Consider the following 14,766-nt stretch of genomic DNA (forward strand, 5'->3'; position numbering starts at 1 on the left):
TGTACGGAGATCGGTTCATCAGGCCGACCTGGTGAAAGTCAGGGCCTGCCTGACGGCAGGCCGTTACCGGCCCGCACACAAAAAATCTGACACTTCCCCAGGCGAGGCAGCACGGGCCGTACTCATGGCCGTGCAGGCCAACAAGGCGGCAAGCACGCAAGCTCGCCCCCGGTTAAAACGCATAGACATCATCCAGTCCCTGGACCACGGAAAAAGAGCGCGAGATATTATTTAGCCACTACCATGACATCAAATTAATATCGCCAAAAAACCGTGAAATCTTCAAGGAACCCTTCCAGCAATCACCTCGACTGAACTTCCAGGCAGACCGGCGCCTCCACCGGACTGAATCCACTGGTAACAAGGAGTCGAGGGATGAAACCGTTGCCATGCCTTATCTGCGCGGCCACCCTGCTCTGTGCACAGCCCATCTTGGCCTGCACACCGGAAGAGGCCACGCAAAAAAGAGAAGAACTGGCAGGGCTGGTCAGTCAGTTGACCGAACAGAACCCGCGCAAGGCCAAGGAGATAAACGACGAGCTCCAGCACATGGAGCTCGGAACGGCCAGCAAGGACTTGCCGGACAAATGCCAGTTGATCGACAAGCGCATCCAGGAACTTAAAGAAGCGGAAAGGAAAACCTGACCGCGCCAGTGTCAGCGTCGCTGCTGGGCCTGCATGTACTGGCGAAGCAACTGGTTGATGCGGGTCTGGTAGCCGGCGCCCTGTTCCTTGAACCAGGCCAGCACGTCGGCGTCCAGGCGGATGGTCACCGTTTGCTTGGCCGGCACTCGCAGCTCGGCGCGGCGGAAGAAGTCATCGTCGAGTTCGGGGATGTCCGAGGTATCGACCGGGGCTTGGTCTTGCTCACTGCTTATGGACGGTTTCGACATAGCGCGTTACCTCACGTCGGTTGGCTCTTCTGGCGGAAATGATGCGGATCACATCACCCTGCCGTTCGGTGTAGGCGACCAGGCTGACCCAGGCATTGATCCAGCCCATGCCGATCCAGCGTGCCTCCGGGTACTCGAATCGCTCATCGCGCAACGCCAGCATCGGCTGGCGGGACATCTCGGGCACGTCGTTGAAGTCGATACCGTGCTTGCGGATGTTGAGCAGGTTCTTTTCCTCGTCCCATTCAAATCGTACGGGACAATCGTATTTACAGCTGTACATACGCTACTCCTCCTTGACTGCACATGCCAGAGGAGTGTGGCGGGTAGGCGACAAAATGCCCGGGCTTGAACAGGGTTTGGGAAATGGGCTACGCGCCCTGGGGAAGGAGGTGAAGCAACCCGCCACCGTTGCAGTGGCGGGCTCATTGCCGGTGATATTTACTCAGCGGCTGGCTTGCGCTTTTTCAGTGGTGCCAGGCCGTCGGAGCTGGCCAGAGGCGCATTGGCCTTGGGCTTGGCGGTAGGCCTCTTCTTGGCGGCACCCTTCTTGTCGCCACCGGCCTTCTTCTCGACCTTTTTCTTCTTGCTGCCGGCTGCCTTGCCCGAGGCCTTGACCTTCTTCGGCCCGCTGTAGATACCCTTGACCTCCTTGATGACGCGGCGCTCGAACTGCTGCTTGAGGTAGCGTTCGATGCTGGACATCAGGTTCCAGTCGTTGTGGGTGATCAGCGAGATCGCCAGGCCTTCGCCACCGGCACGGCCGGTGCGACCGATACGGTGCACGTACTCGTCACCGCTGCGAGGCATGTCGAAGTTGATCACCAGGTCCAGGCCGTCGATGTCCAGGCCGCGAGCCGCGACGTCAGTGGCCACCAAGACCTTGGAGCCGCCATCCTTGAAGCGGTCGATGGCCAGCTTGCGGTCCTTCTGGTCCTTCTCGCCGTGCAGGACGAAAGCCTTGACCTCCTTGGCCACCAGGTGACCGTAGATACGGTCGGCCAGGGCACGGGTGTTGGTGAAGATGATTGCCTTCTGGTAGGTCTCGTTGGCCAGCAGCCACTGCACGATCTGCTCTTTGTGCTGGTCGTGGTCGGCGGTGATGATCTGCTGGCGGGTGCCTTCGGCCAGTTGCGAGACACTGTTGAGCATCAGGTGCTCGGGGTCCTTGAGCACTTTACCGATGATATCGCGCAGGGCCGCACCGCCGGTGGTGGCCGAGAACAGCAGGGTCTGTTTGCGATTCTCGCACTCCTTGCACAGGCGCTCCATGTCTTCGGCAAAGCCCATGTCGAGCATGCGGTCGGCTTCGTCGAGGATCAGCACCTCCACGTGCGACAGGTCCAGGTTGCCAGCATTGAGCTGCTCGAGCAGACGGCCAGGGGTGCCGATCAGCACATCCGGCACCTTGCGCAGCATGGCGGCCTGTTCCTTGAAGTCTTCACCGCCGGTGACCAGGCCCGACTTGATGTAGGTGAACTGCGAGAACAGTTTCACTTGCTTGAGGGTTTGCTGGGCCAGCTCGCGGGTCGGCAGCAGGATCAGCGCACGGATCTCCACGCTCGGGCCGCTGCGGTCGACCAGGCGGTTGAGCAGCGGCAGCACGAAGGCGGCGGTCTTGCCGCTGCCGGTTTGCGCCGTCACCCGCAGGTCACGCCCTTGCAGGGCCAGGGGAATGGCCGCTGCCTGCACCGGCGTCGGCTCGACAAATTTCAGCTCGGCCACGGCTTTGAGCAGGCGTTCGTGCAGGGCGAATTGGGAAAACACGGGGTAACCTCGGGCAAGTGCGAAAAATTCAGTTGCATAGGGTAACGTTTTCCGTGGCCAGAACCGAATTTCTTTTGGCAACTTTGCGCCGATCCACGCTCTAATACCCCTTCATACCGCAACACAGACCGCTTTCACGCCCATGGACATCCAACGCTTCTGGCGCGACGCCCTCGACCTCTGGGGCACGCTCGACCAACATCCGCTGCTGCATGCCGCCCTCGGCCTGATCGTGCTGCTGCTGGTCTCGCTGCTGATCGGCCGCCTCGCCCGCTTCCTGATCCTGCACTCCACCCGCCTGCTCGGCCGCCAACAGGCACTCAGGTGGCTGGACGACCTGCGCCACAACAAGGTGTTCCACCGCCTGGCGCAGACCACCCCGTCGCTGGTGGTGCAGTTCGGCCTGAAGCTGGTGCCGGAGCTGTCGGCCACCACCCAGCACTTCCTCGGCAACGTCGCACTGGCGGTGACCCTGCTGTTCATGACCCGCGCCCTGTCCTGCCTGCTCGACGCGCTGCTGGACATCTACGCCCGCACCGAGCACGCCCGCACCCGCTCGATCAAGGGATACATGCAGCTGGCCAAGATGATGCTGTGGATCTTCGCCGCCATCGTCATCGTCGCCACCCTGATCGACCGCTCGCCGCTGTTGCTGCTGTCGGGTCTGGGCGCCATGTCGGCGGTGCTGCTGTTGGTGTACAAGGACACCCTGCTGTCGTTCGTCGCCAGCGTGCAACTGACCAGCAACGACATGCTGCACGTCGGCGACTGGATCGAGATGCCCCAGGCCGGCGCCGATGGCGACGTGGTGGACATCACCCTGCACACGGTCAAGGTACAGAACTTCGACAAGACCATCGTCTCGATCCCCACCTGGCGCCTGATGAGCGAGTCGTTCCGCAACTACCGCGGCATGCAGCAGTCCGGCGGGCGTCGGATCAAGCGCAGCCTGTTCATCGACGCCGCCGGCGTGCGCTTCCTCAGTCCGGACGAAGAACAGCGCCTGGGCCAGGTACGCCTGCTGGGCGACTACCTGGCGCAGAAGCGCCAGGAACTGCATCACTGGAACGAGGCCCTGGGCCCGGTGGCGGAGCTTTCGGCCAACCGCCGCAAGCTGACCAACATCGGTACCTTCCGCGCCTTCGCCCTGGCCTACCTGAAGAACCACCCCAACGTGCACCCGAACATGACCTGCATGGTCCGCCAGATGCAGACCACCGCCGAAGGCGTGCCGCTGGAGATCTACTGCTTCACCACCACAACGGTATGGGCCGAATACGAGCGCATCCAGGGCGATATCTTCGACTACCTGCTGGCGGTGCTGCCGGAGTTCGGGCTGAGCCTGTACCAGCAACCGAGCGGTAACGACATGCGGGTGGGATTGGCGACCAGGCCGTTGCCTCAGACCCAGCCACGCAGCCTGGATGCATTGAGCGAAGCCTGACCGTCCAATCGGGGCGCCCGAGCGGGCGCCCCTTTGCATTGCGCCCCCAAGACGCTCTAACCTAGGGCCATCCAGGACGACGTCATCACGGAAGATCGACGGCCCACTCGCCACGCCCATCCCTGACGCTCGACAGACGCCTGCCACAGCCCTCGTGAGCGAGCCATGCCTCAGGACATTTCCAGCGTTTCACTGCACGACGCCCCGCCATCGCCTCGGCGCAAGGCGCTTGCCGCCGCCAGCCTCGCCCATGGCGTGCATGACGGGCTGACCGATGTCATCTACGTGTTGCTGCCCCTCTGGCAGTTCGCCTTCGGCCTCAGCTACGCCCAGGTCGGACTGCTTCGCGGCGCCTACGCCGGCATGATGGCGGGCTTTCAGTTGCTGGCCAGCAAAGGCGCCCGGCGCTGGGGTCGCGAGGCCCTGTTGGTCCGCGGCACGGCGCTGGCCGGGCTGGCCTACCTGCTGGCCGCCCAGGCCAGTGACCTGAGCCTTCTGCTGCTGGCCCTGATGCTCGCCGGCCTCGGCGCCAGCACCCAGCACCCGCTGGCCAGCGCGCTGGTCGCCGATGCCTACGAAGGCAGTGGCAAGGTGAAACAGGCCCTGGCCCAGTACAACTTCGCCGGGGATATCGGCAAGGCGCTGATCCCCGGCCTGGTCGGCCTGGTGCTGGTGTATGTGTCATGGCAGGCCAACGCCACCGCGCTTGGCCTGCTCGGCCTGGGGGCGGCAGCGGCGCTGTGGTGGCTGTTGCGTCAGGCGCCACCCGCAGGGCGATCAACGCACAAGGCCACAGCCCACGACCAGGTTGGCTCAAGGTCGGGGCTCGCGGCGCTGATCGCCACCGGCACCCTCGACAGTGGCGTGCGCATGGGTTTTCTGACCTTCCTGCCATTCCTGCTGCAGGGCAAGGGCGCGACCACTGCGCAGATCGGCCTGGCCCTGACATTGCTGTTCATCGGCGGCGCCTTCGGCAAGCTGTTCTGCGGCTACCTGGGCGCCCGGCTGGGGCCGGTACGCACTGTGGTCTGTACCGAGCTGCTGACCGCCGCGCTGATCCTGGTAGCGCTGCTGTTGCCCTATCTGCCATTGATGCTGGTGATGCCTCTGATCGGCGTTGCACTCAACGGCACTTCATCGGTGCTGACCGGGCTGGTGCCGGACTTCGCCGGCCGCGAGCAGCGGGAACGGGTGTTCGCCTGCTTCTATACCGGCACCGTCGGCGGCGGCGCGCTGGCGCCGGTGCTGATCGGCGCGATATCCGACCACACGGGAGTGGAACAGGGATTGATGGCGCTGGCAGGCACGCTGCTGCTGACACTGCCTTTGTGCCTGATCGTGCACACTGGCCTGCCGCGCCGGCAATGACCCTCAGGCCGCTCCAGGCAGCCTCGCGCGCTGGCCGCCCAAGCGGCTCAGCCACACCGATGCCAGGATCACCGAACCGCCAATGGCCAGGCGCCCGAGCGGTTCGTCCTGGTTCCAGATCAGCAGGTTGAGCAGCAGGCCCACCGGCACATGCAGGTTGTTCATCACCGCCAGGGTGCCGCCAGAGACCAGGCAAGCGCCCTTGTTCCACCAGTACAGCCCTAGCGCCGTCGGACACAGGCCCAGGAACAGCAGCACCAGCCACTGGGTGTCGGTGCTCGGCAGGTGCTGGGCATTGCCGAACAGTAGGAAGGCCGGCAACACCACCAGCAACGCGCCCAGGTAGAAATAGCCGAACCGGCGATAGTGCGGCAGGTCGCTGGGGTGGCGGGCCACCAAGTGGCGGTACAGCACCTGGCCGGCGGCGTAGGTGAAGTTGGCCAGTTGCAGCAACAGGAAACCGATGAAGAACTCACCGGTGACCGTGTCGAAGCGGATCACCGCCGCGCCGGCCACCGCCACCAGGGCAGCAAGCAGCGCCCAGGGGTTGAAGCGCCGGTTCAGGGCATCCTCGATCAAGGTGACATGCAGCGGGGTAAGGATGGTGAACAACAGTACTTCCGGCACCGTCAGCACGCGGAAGCTGAGGTACAGGCAGACATAGGTGATGCCGTACTGCAGCGCGCCGATCAGCAGCATCGCGCGCATGAAACGCGGCTCGACCTGGCGCCAGCGGGTCAGTGGCAGGAACACCAGCCCGGCCAGCAGCACCCGGACCAGCACGGCGAAGTAACTGTCGACGTGGCCGGCCAGGTATTCGCCGATCAGGTTGAAGGAGTACGCCTGGATCAGCGCGACGATTATCAGGTAGCCCATGGTTGGCCCTCGTGGATCAAGGCGGGGACCTTAGCGGGTTGGGCCTGGGCAGTTCAACCATGGGGATTGTGGGGGCAGTAAAAGCCTCTTCGCTGGCAAGCCCACTACCACAGGCCTTGAAAGCAGTGTTTTCTCTGTGAGAGCAACTGCCTTGCAGAACATTCATGGTTTGCATTTGCCCTTGTGGGAGCGCAAGGCATGAGGTCGGCATAAAAAAGCCCGGCCATGAACTGGCCGGGCAGGCACACCCAAAGGAGCAACAAGGTGTCAGGGTTGGGAATTCGTCGCGGCTCAGGCCACCGCGGCCAGTCTTGCCTTGGCCTGGTTCAGGCCCTTCTCGTGGAACTCGCCGCTCATGTTCAGGCCTTCGGCGTGGATGAAGTCCACATCGTGGATACCGATGAAGGCCATCACCTGGCGCAGGTAGGGTTCCTGGTGGTCGCTGCTGGCGCCGGCATGGATGCCGCCGCGGGCGGTCAGGACGATGGCGCGCTTGCCGTTGAGCAGGCCCTGCGGCCCGGTCGGGGTGTACTTGAAGGTGATGCCGGCGCGCAGCACGTGGTCCAGCCAGGCTTTCAAGGTACTGGGGATGGTGAAGTTGTACATCGGCGCGGCCATCACCAGCACGTCGGCGGCCAGCAGTTCGTCGGTCAGCACGTTGGAACGTGCCAGCGCCTCACGCTCGGCGGCGCTGCGCTGTTCCTCAGGCTTCATCCAGCCGCCAAGCAGGTTGGCGTCCAGGTGCGGCACGGGGTTCACCGCCAGGTCGCGCACCTTGATCTCGTCGGCCGGATGCGCCGCTTGCCATTGCTGGATGAAGTCCAGGGTCAGTTGACGGGAAACGGAATCCTGCTGGCGGGCGCTGCTTTCGATGATCAGTACGCGGGACATGGGCTGCCTCCATCGGCGGTAAAGGGTGGCGATTCGATGGAGGTGAGATTAGTGGTTGACCTATCGATAAAAAAGCGTAAAAAGTGGGATCAACCTATCGATTAATCTGTTTATTCGGCTTTGCAGTCGAGCACGATGCGCAGCTTGATGATCTGCCGGTTGAACTTGGCGGTGACATCCACGCTCCTGCCGGCGGGCACATTGACCCGACGCACCCGTGGCGCCTCAGGGCCGTTGCGGAAGGTGACCTTGCACGCCGCCGGCACCTGCCCATAGTTGTTGAGGCTGATCGAGCCGATGTCATAGGCCGTGTCGTAGACGGTGTAATCGACCTTGACCCCGGTCAGGTCCTTTTCCACGTCGATCGGGTATGCCATGGCCCCGAGGGGTAGGCACAACAGCAAAGCCGCACAACATTTCTTCATACGGGCGCTCTCCTTGGGAAGAGCGCAGCTTAGGACAACAGGAGCCCTGGATGAAAGCACCGCGCGTTACCCTGGATCAGTGGCGGACCCTGCAGGCAGTGGTCGACCACGGCGGGTTCGCCCAGGCCGCCGAGGCCCTGCACCGCTCGCAGTCGTCGGTGAGCTATACCGTGGCGCGGATGCAGGAGCAGTTGGGCGTGCCGCTGCTGCGCATCGATGGGCGCAAGGCGGTGCTGACCGAGGCCGGCAGCGTGCTGCTGCGCCGTTCGCGGCAACTGGTCAAGCAGGCCAGCCAGCTGGAAGACCTGGCCCACCACATGGAACAGGGCTGGGAGGCCGAAGTGCGCCTGGTGGTCGACGCCGCCTACCCCAGCGCCCGCCTGGTACGCGCCCTGGCCGCCTTCATGCCGCAGAGCCGCGGCTGCCGGGTACGCCTGCGCGAAGAAGTGTTGTCCGGGGTCGAGGAAGTGCTGCACGAAGGCATCGCCGACCTTGCCATCAGCAGCTTCAACATCGGCGGCTACCTGGGCACCGAACTGAGCCCGGTGGAGTTCATCGCCGTCGCCCACCCCGAGCACGCCCTGCACCGCATGGGCCGCGAAATTACTTTCCAGGATCTGGAAAGCCAGTTGCAGGTGGTGATCCGCGACTCCGGCCGGGCCCAGCCGCGCGATGTCGGCTGGCTCGGCGCCGAGCAGCGCTGGACGGTCGGCAGCCTGGGCACCGCGGCGACCTTCGTCGGCAGCGGCCTGGGTTTTGCCTGGCTGCCCCGGCACATGATCGAGCGCGAGCTGCGCGAAGGCGTGCTCAAGCCCCTGCCGCTGGATCAGGGTGGCAGCCGCCATCCGCTGTTCTACCTTTACTCCAGCAAGGAAAAGACCCTGGGCCCGGCCACGCAGATCCTCATCGAACTGCTGCGCAACTTCGACACCGCGCCGCTGGACGTGCCCTTCGCAGCCCCCCCGCAAGCCTGAGAGGACCGCGCCCATGGCCTGTTTCGAACATGACGGATGCCTGCTGCATTACGAGGAACATGGCCAGGGCGAGCCCCTGGTGCTGCTGCACGGGCTGGGTTCGAGCAGCCAGGACTGGGAACTGCAGGTGCCCGAGCTCGGCCGCCAGTATCGGGTGATCCTCATGGACATCCGCGGCCACGGGCAATCCTCCAAGCCGCGCAAGGGCTACCAGATAAAGACTTTCAGCGCTGATCTGCTGGCCCTGCTGCGCCATCTGGACACCGGCCCGGTGCACTTCGTCGGCCTGTCCATGGGCGGCATGGTCGGTTTCCAGTTTGCCGTCGACCACCCCGACTGGCTGCGCAGCCTGTGCATCGTCAACAGCGCCCCCGAGGTCAAGCGACGCACCCGCAGCGACTGGATCTGGTGGCTCAAGCGCTGGGGCCTGGCACGCCTGCTCAGCGTCGAGACCGTCGGCAAGGGCCTGGCTGCGCGGCTGTTTCCCAAGCCGGAGCAGACCGAACTGCGGCGCAAGATGGCCGAGCGCTGGGCGCGCAACGACAAGCGTGCCTATTTGAAAAGCTTCGACGCCATCGTCGACTGGGGCGTGCAGGAACGCATCGGCCAGATCCGCTGTCCCACCCTGGTGATCGCCGCCGACCACGATTACACACCGATACAACTGAAGGAGCGTTACGTCGCCCTGATGCCCAACGCCAGGCTGGCGGTCATCGACGATTCGCGGCACGCTACGCCCCTGGATCAACCCGAAGTCTTCAACCGTACCGTGCTGCAGTTCCTCGCAGCCGCTTCCACCTCTCAAGGATCTTTGAGCCCATGCTGAAAAAACTTCTGCTCACCGCCTGCTCGGTCGCCTTCGCCACCAGCGTCATGGCCTCCGACAAGACCCCGCACGTTGAGCTGGTCACCAGCTTCGGCAAGATCGAGATCGAGCTGAACGCAGAAAAAGCGCCGATCAGTACCAAGAACTTCCTCCAGTACGTGGACAGCGGCTTCTACAACAACACCATCTTCCACCGCGTGATCCCGGGCTTCATGGTCCAGGGCGGTGGCTTTACCGACCAGATGGTGCAGAAGAGCACCAAGGACCCGATCCGCAACGAAGCGAGCAACGGCCTGCAGAACACCCGCGGCACCCTGTCCATGGCCCGCACCTCCGACCCGAACTCGGCCACCAGCCAGTTCTTCATCAACGTCGCCGACAACGACTTCCTCAACCCGGGCCGCGACCGTGGCTACGCGGTGTTCGGCAAGGTCACCAAGGGCATGGAGGTGGTCGACCAGATCGTCAACTCGCCGACCACCGTCAAGAAAGGCATGCGCGATGTGCCGGCCGATCCGGTCTACATCAAGTCGGCCAAACGCATCGACTGATCCCGCGCCGCACAGGGACGTGAGTCGGGTCGAACAGGAGTGTCGTCACCCATGCTGTACCGTCGTTTCGAGCAGTTGATCGACATTTTCCGCGAGGCGCCCAGCGAGGCGCCTCCCGGCAAGGTCTGGCCCTTCTATCTCTACTACCTGCGCCAGGTGTGGCCGAGCTTCCTCGCCCTGCTGATCGTCGGCCTGGTCGCCTCGCTGATCGAGGTGGCGCTGTTCAGCTACCTGAGCCGGATCATCGACCTGGCCCAGGGCACGCCCAACGCCAATTTCTTCAGCGAGCACAGCGGCGAGCTGATCTGGATGCTGGTGGTGGTGCTGTTGCTGCGGCCGGTGTTTTTCGGCCTGCATGACCTGCTGGTGCACCAGACCATCAGCCCGGGCATGACCAGCCTGATCCGCTGGCAAAACCACACCTACGTGCTCAAGCAGAGCCTGAACTTCTTCCAGAGCGACTTCGCCGGGCGCATCGCCCAGCGCATCATGCAGACCGGCAACTCCCTGCGCGATTCGGCGGTGCAGGCGGTGGACGCGCTGTGGCACGTGCTGATCTACGCCATCAGTTCGCTGGTGCTGTTCGCTGAGGCCGACTGGCGGCTGATGCTGCCGCTGCTGGTGTGGATCGCCTGCTATATCGGTGCGCTGTACTACTTCGTGCCACGGGTGAAGGAGCGCTCGGTGATTTCCTCCGACGCCCGCTCCAAGCTGATGGGGCGCATCGTCGACGGCTACACCAACATCGCCACGCTCAAGCTGTTCGCCCATACCGACTACGAGCAGCAGTACGCCCGCGAGGCGATCAGCGAGCAGACCGAGAAGACCCAGCTGGCCTCGCGGGTGATCACCAGCATGGACGTGGTCATTACCTCGCTGAACGGCCTGCTGGTGGTTACCACCACCGGCCTTGCCCTGTGGCTGTGGAGCCAGTCGCTGATCAGCGTCGGCGCCATCGCCCTGGCCACAGGCCTGGTGATCCGCATCGTCAACATGTCCGGCTGGATCATGTGGGTGGTCAACGGCATCTTCGAGAACATCGGCATGGTCCAGGACGGCCTGCAGACCATTGCCCAGCCGGTCACCGTCAGCGACAGGCCCAACGCCGCGGCACTCAAGGTCAGCCGCGGGGCGGTGCGCTTCGACCATGTCGACTTCCACTACGGCAAGGGCGGCAAGGTGATCGACGCGCTGAGCCTGGACATCCGTCCTGGCGAGAAGATCGGCCTGATCGGTCCGTCCGGCGCCGGCAAGTCGACCCTGGTCAACCTGCTGCTGCGCCTGTACGACATCGACAGCGGGCGCATCCTCATCGACGGCCAGGACATCGCCGAGGTCAACCAGGCCAGCTTGCGCGCGCAGATCGGCATGATCACCCAGGACACTTCGCTGCTGCACCGCTCAATCCGCGACAACCTGCTGTACGGCCGGCCGGATGCCAGTGACGAGGAAGTCTGGGAAGCAGTGCGCCGGGCCCGGGCCGACGAGTTCATCCCGCAGCTGTCCGATGCCCAGGGCCGCACCGGCTTCGACGCCCATGTCGGCGAGCGCGGCGTCAAGCTCTCCGGCGGCCAGCGCCAGCGCATCGCCATTGCCCGGGTATTGCTGAAGAACGCGCCGATCCTGATCATGGATGAGGCGACCTCGGCGCTGGACTCGGAGGTCGAGGCGGCAATCCAGGAGAGCCTGGAGACGCTGATGCAGGGCAAGACGGTGATCGCTATCGCCCACCGCCTGTCGACCATCGCCCGCATGGACCGGCTGATCGTGCTGGACAAGGGGCATATCGTCGAAAGCGGCAGCCATGCCGAGCTGCTGGCACAGCGCGGGTTGTATGCGCGGTTGTGGCATCACCAGACCGGGGGATTCGTCGGCGTCGACTGAGTTAGACGCGGCCCCTGTAGGAGCGACCTCGTGTCGCGAAAGGGCCGCAACGCGGCCCCGGCAATCTTTGCATCAACGCTGAAATCCTGGGGCCGCTTTGCGGCCCTTTCGCGACACAAGGCCGCTCCTACAGGGATAGCGTGTGGCCAGGCACTTCAAACCTGGCGATACGGCAACATCCCCCGCGCCTCCTCGGCGTAGGCCAGTACTCCTTCGCGCTCCTGACGCAAAAAGTCTGAGACCGCCCGGCGCAACCCCGGGTGCAGCAGGTAATGCCACGACCGTGTGATCACCGGCTCAAACCCGCGAATCAGCTTGTGCTCGCCCTGGGCCCCGGCATCGAAGCGCTGCAGGCCTTCGCCGATCGCGAAGTCCATGCCCTGGTAGAAACAAGTCTCGAAATGCAGGCGGTCGAATTCGTCCAGGCAACCCCAGTAGCGGCCGTACAGGCTGTCGCCCCCCACCAGGCTGAAGGCCATCGCCACCTCGCGCCCTTGCTGCCGGGCAATCACCACGCGAATCGCCTCGGGCATGCGCTCGGCCACCAGGCTGAAGAACTCGCGAGTCAGGTACGGTGCTCGTCGCCGTACGGCATAGGTGTTGGCATAGCAGCGGTAGACGAAGTCCCACTGTGCCTCGCTCAGTTCATCGCCGCGGTACCAGGCGAAATCGATCCCGTGCCCCGCCACCTGTTCACGCTCCTTGCGCATCTGCTTGCGCTTGCGTGAGCTGAGGGTGTCGAGAAAGTCCTGGAAGTCCCGGTAACCCCGGTTACGCCAGTGGAACTGGCAGCCCAGGCGCTCCAACCAGCCCGGCTGGCCGGCAATGGCCGCGTCCAGCACACTGTCGGTGAAGTTGATGTGCGCCCCCGACAGCCCACCCTTGCCCAGGTACTCGGGAATCGCCTGCAACAGCAGCAGGCCATCGGCTGGATCGGCGGCCAGCAGACGCGGCCCCGCGACCGGACTGAACGGCACCGCGCCGAGCAGCTTGGGGTAGTAGGCAATGCCCGCGCGCTCACAGGCATCGGCCCAGCCATGGTCGAACACGTACTCGCCGAACGAATGCCACTTGCGGTAGGCCGGCAGCAGCGCCCGTACCTCGCCATCGCGCTCCAGCACCAGGTGTTCGGCGGCCCAGCCGGTGTCGGGCATCACGCTACCACTGTCTTCCATGGCACTGAGAAAGGCGTGGCGCAGGAACGGCTGACCGTCGGGCACCAGCGCGTCCCAAGTGGTCGCCGGCAGGTCGCGCAGGTGGGCAAGGCTGTGAAGGCTGATCACGGTTGCAACTCGCTATGGACAGGGCGCCAGTATTGCCAAAGCCGCCGTGACACACAAATGACGGCCTGTTTACTTAACAACAGTGCCACTATTCAGACATTATTCTGTCATTCCCCCCCGCGATACTTGCGCCTGTTTTCCGGAACCCCAGAACCTGTCTATTCAGGCCCTTTCCGAAGACATGCCAACTCGGGGGCGGGCGCTTGAGCCTCCCCACTTTTTCCAACAGGGAGAACCTTATGCGTCTTGTTTCTACACTTACTGGAGTGAGCCTCACCGGCATGATGCTGGCTCTGAGTACTCCGGCCAGTGCTGCTGTCGACGCCAAGCTGCTCGAAATACTCCGCGCCAACGGCTCGATCAACCAGGCGCAGTACACCGAACTGCAGGGCGACCTGGCAAAGGAAACCAAGGAAAAGGCCGACCAGAAAGCCCAGTCCGAGCGCCTGAGCTCCTTCGAGCAGAAAGTGGCATGGGCCGCCAAGACCCAGATCAAGGGTGATGTGCGCCTGCGCTACGAAGACGTCAACGTCGACAACCCCAACAGCCGCAGTGGCAACCAGGACCGCGAGCGTGTGCGTGCCCGCGTCGGTTTCTACAGCGAGATCAACCCGCAGGTCGACGCTGGCATTCGCGTGGCCACCGGCAGCAGCTCGGACGCCCGCTCGACCAACCAGAGCCTGGACAACTACTTCGACAAGAAATCGCTGTGGGTGGACCTGGCCTACCTCGACTGGCACCCGACCGCCGTGCCGAACCTGCACCTGATCGGCGGCAAGATGCTGCAGCCGTGGGTGAGCATGGGCGACATCATCTGGGACAGCGACATCAACCCGGAAGGCGTGGCCGTCACCTACAAGACCAACCTGGGCGGCGCCGAAGTGTTCGGCAGCGCCGGTCACTACACCCTCAAGGACAACGTCGACGGCGACGGCGTGCAGTTCAAGCACGACGCACAGCTGTACCACGGCCAATTGGGCACCAAGTTCAACCTGGCTGACAGCGTCAAGGTCACCGTCGGCGGCAGCCTCTACGGTTTCGACAACGACAAGAAGTCGGCCGTGCTGCGCAGCTTCGGCAACACCACCACCGAGTTCAACCTGGCCGAAGGCTTCGGCCAGGTGGACTTCACCGGCTTCGCCATCCCGCTGTCGGCCTATGGCCAGTTCGTCAAGAACACCGACAGCACCGACGGCGAGGACAAGGCCTGGCTGGCCGGTTTGAAGACCAAGGTGGGCGCCTGGAGCCTGGACTACAACTACCGCGACGTGCAGCGCAACGCCGTGGTCAGCCTGTTCACCGACTCCGACTTCGGCGCAGGCTTCACGGGTTCGCGTGGTCACAAGTTCAAGGTCGGCTACGAGATCGACAAGAACTTCTCCCTGGGCGCGGCCTACCTGATGGCCAAGACCGACCTGTCGCAGTTGCCGAACAACAACGCCGACGTCGACACCCTGCAGGTCGACCTGGAAGCCAAGTTCTAAGCGCTACGCACCCTTGCTCCACCCTGAAGCGGGAAATGCTGACCCCATCCAGCGTTTCCCGCTTTTTTTGCCTGTCAGAAAGCCGGGGCTGCTTTGCAGC

15 protein-coding genes are annotated in these 14,766 nt (G+C 63.8%); 8 read left to right on the forward strand and 7 right to left on the reverse strand.

Annotated features, from left to right (window positions below; genetic code table 11):
- The first annotated feature begins 375 nt into the window (after positions 1-375).
- On the forward strand, positions 376-645 hold the full coding sequence (locus AC25M7_RS22220) for a hypothetical protein (protein ID WP_028693087.1): 270 nt from the start codon (positions 376-378) through the stop codon (positions 643-645).
- An 11-nt stretch (positions 646-656) separates the two neighbouring features.
- Here the strand turns inward: AC25M7_RS22220 and AC25M7_RS22225 are convergent, their stop codons facing one another.
- The 3 genes from AC25M7_RS22225 to AC25M7_RS22235 all read right to left on the reverse strand — a co-directional run bounded on the left by AC25M7_RS22225 (position 657) and on the right by AC25M7_RS22235 (position 2,660).
- On the reverse strand, positions 657-893 hold the full coding sequence (locus tag AC25M7_RS22225) for a BrnA antitoxin family protein (RefSeq protein ID WP_486971479.1): 237 nt from the start codon (positions 891-893) through the stop codon (positions 657-659).
- Positions 868-1,176 carry a BrnT family toxin gene (locus AC25M7_RS22230; RefSeq protein ID WP_486971480.1) on the reverse strand — a complete coding sequence of 103 codons (309 nt, stop codon included), beginning with the start codon at positions 1,174-1,176 and terminating at the stop codon, positions 868-870. The genes AC25M7_RS22225 and AC25M7_RS22230 overlap by 26 nt, the downstream gene beginning before the upstream one ends.
- Positions 1,177-1,334: 158 nt before the next feature.
- The gene (locus AC25M7_RS22235; RefSeq protein WP_486971481.1) at positions 1,335-2,660 is read right to left on the reverse strand and encodes a DEAD/DEAH box helicase; all 1,326 of its coding nucleotides are present in this window, start codon (positions 2,658-2,660) and stop codon (positions 1,335-1,337) included.
- A 142-nt stretch (positions 2,661-2,802) separates the two neighbouring features.
- Here AC25M7_RS22235 and AC25M7_RS22240 point away from each other — a divergent pair, with 142 nt between their 5' ends.
- Both AC25M7_RS22240 and AC25M7_RS22245 read left to right on the forward strand, forming a co-directional pair.
- The gene (locus AC25M7_RS22240) at positions 2,803-4,104 is read left to right on the forward strand and encodes a mechanosensitive ion channel family protein (RefSeq protein WP_062360613.1); all 1,302 of its coding nucleotides are present in this window, start codon (positions 2,803-2,805) and stop codon (positions 4,102-4,104) included.
- Positions 4,105-4,269: 165 nt separating this feature from the next.
- Positions 4,270-5,472 (forward strand): MFS transporter, encoded by a 1,203-nt coding sequence (locus tag AC25M7_RS22245; RefSeq protein WP_062360611.1) that lies wholly within the window; start codon positions 4,270-4,272, stop codon positions 5,470-5,472.
- 3 nt (positions 5,473-5,475) lie between these two features.
- On the opposite strand, the gene AC25M7_RS22250 is transcribed toward AC25M7_RS22245, so the two are convergent.
- The 3 genes from AC25M7_RS22250 to AC25M7_RS22260 all read right to left on the reverse strand — a co-directional run bounded on the left by AC25M7_RS22250 (position 5,476) and on the right by AC25M7_RS22260 (position 7,664).
- On the reverse strand, positions 5,476-6,348 hold the full coding sequence (locus tag AC25M7_RS22250) for a carboxylate/amino acid/amine transporter (protein WP_088852708.1): 873 nt from the start codon (positions 6,346-6,348) through the stop codon (positions 5,476-5,478).
- Between the two features lie 291 nt (positions 6,349-6,639).
- A complete protein-coding gene (locus tag AC25M7_RS22255) occupies positions 6,640-7,239 on the reverse strand; it encodes an FMN-dependent NADH-azoreductase (RefSeq protein ID WP_028693076.1) in 600 nt (199 codons plus the stop codon).
- A gap of 110 nt (positions 7,240-7,349) precedes the next feature.
- Positions 7,350-7,664, reverse strand: a complete 315-nt coding sequence (locus tag AC25M7_RS22260; protein WP_028693075.1) for a hypothetical protein — start codon at positions 7,662-7,664, stop codon at positions 7,350-7,352.
- Between the two features lie 50 nt (positions 7,665-7,714).
- Here AC25M7_RS22260 and AC25M7_RS22265 point away from each other — a divergent pair, with 50 nt between their 5' ends.
- Genes AC25M7_RS22265 through AC25M7_RS22280 form a run of 4 tightly spaced genes read left to right on the forward strand, consistent with a single transcriptional unit; the run spans position 7,715 to position 11,899 of the window.
- A complete protein-coding gene (locus AC25M7_RS22265; RefSeq protein WP_028693074.1) occupies positions 7,715-8,638 on the forward strand; it encodes a LysR family transcriptional regulator in 924 nt (307 codons plus the stop codon).
- A gap of 13 nt (positions 8,639-8,651) precedes the next feature.
- Positions 8,652-9,464, forward strand: a complete 813-nt coding sequence (locus AC25M7_RS22270) for an alpha/beta fold hydrolase (RefSeq protein ID WP_028693073.1) — start codon at positions 8,652-8,654, stop codon at positions 9,462-9,464.
- Positions 9,458-10,015 (forward strand): peptidylprolyl isomerase, encoded by a 558-nt coding sequence (locus AC25M7_RS22275; RefSeq protein ID WP_062574821.1) that lies wholly within the window; start codon positions 9,458-9,460, stop codon positions 10,013-10,015. The genes AC25M7_RS22270 and AC25M7_RS22275 overlap by 7 nt, the downstream gene beginning before the upstream one ends.
- A 51-nt stretch (positions 10,016-10,066) precedes the next feature.
- Positions 10,067-11,899 (forward strand): ABC transporter ATP-binding protein, encoded by a 1,833-nt coding sequence (locus AC25M7_RS22280; RefSeq protein WP_486971482.1) that lies wholly within the window; start codon positions 10,067-10,069, stop codon positions 11,897-11,899.
- Between the two features lie 155 nt (positions 11,900-12,054).
- On the opposite strand, the gene AC25M7_RS22285 is transcribed toward AC25M7_RS22280, so the two are convergent.
- The gene (locus tag AC25M7_RS22285; RefSeq protein ID WP_486971483.1) at positions 12,055-13,182 is read right to left on the reverse strand and encodes a GNAT family N-acetyltransferase; all 1,128 of its coding nucleotides are present in this window, start codon (positions 13,180-13,182) and stop codon (positions 12,055-12,057) included.
- A gap of 239 nt (positions 13,183-13,421) precedes the next feature.
- On the opposite strand from AC25M7_RS22285, the gene AC25M7_RS22290 reads away from it, so the two are divergent.
- Positions 13,422-14,666 carry a putative porin gene (locus tag AC25M7_RS22290; RefSeq protein ID WP_028693069.1) on the forward strand — a complete coding sequence of 415 codons (1,245 nt, stop codon included), beginning with the start codon at positions 13,422-13,424 and terminating at the stop codon, positions 14,664-14,666.
- Positions 14,667-14,766: the final 100 nt, after the last annotated feature.

The sequence above is a fragment of the Pseudomonas sp. P106(2024) genome, assembly GCF_057480815.1.

Bases quoted from the DNA above. Each gene is read 5' to 3' on its own strand.
- AC25M7_RS22280 (WP_486971482.1), top strand. From the start codon at position 10,067: ATGCTGTACCGTCGTTTCGAGCAGTTGATCGACATTTTCCGCGAGGCG.
- AC25M7_RS22230 (WP_486971480.1), bottom strand. From the start codon at position 1,176: ATGTACAGCTGTAAATACGATTGTCCCGTACGATTTGAATGGGACGAG.
- AC25M7_RS22260 (WP_028693075.1), bottom strand. From the start codon at position 7,664: ATGAAGAAATGTTGTGCGGCTTTGCTGTTGTGCCTACCCCTCGGGGCC.
- AC25M7_RS22270 (WP_028693073.1), top strand. From the start codon at position 8,652: ATGGCCTGTTTCGAACATGACGGATGCCTGCTGCATTACGAGGAACAT.
- AC25M7_RS22265 (WP_028693074.1), top strand. From the start codon at position 7,715: ATGAAAGCACCGCGCGTTACCCTGGATCAGTGGCGGACCCTGCAGGCA.
- AC25M7_RS22225 (WP_486971479.1), bottom strand. From the start codon at position 893: ATGTCGAAACCGTCCATAAGCAGTGAGCAAGACCAAGCCCCGGTCGAT.
- AC25M7_RS22275 (WP_062574821.1), top strand. From the start codon at position 9,458: ATGCTGAAAAAACTTCTGCTCACCGCCTGCTCGGTCGCCTTCGCCACC.
- AC25M7_RS22250 (WP_088852708.1), bottom strand. From the start codon at position 6,348: ATGGGCTACCTGATAATCGTCGCGCTGATCCAGGCGTACTCCTTCAAC.
- AC25M7_RS22245 (WP_062360611.1), top strand. From the start codon at position 4,270: ATGCCTCAGGACATTTCCAGCGTTTCACTGCACGACGCCCCGCCATCG.
- AC25M7_RS22290 (WP_028693069.1), top strand. From the start codon at position 13,422: ATGCGTCTTGTTTCTACACTTACTGGAGTGAGCCTCACCGGCATGATG.
- AC25M7_RS22255 (WP_028693076.1), bottom strand. From the start codon at position 7,239: ATGTCCCGCGTACTGATCATCGAAAGCAGCGCCCGCCAGCAGGATTCC.
- AC25M7_RS22220 (WP_028693087.1), top strand. From the start codon at position 376: ATGAAACCGTTGCCATGCCTTATCTGCGCGGCCACCCTGCTCTGTGCA.
- AC25M7_RS22240 (WP_062360613.1), top strand. From the start codon at position 2,803: ATGGACATCCAACGCTTCTGGCGCGACGCCCTCGACCTCTGGGGCACG.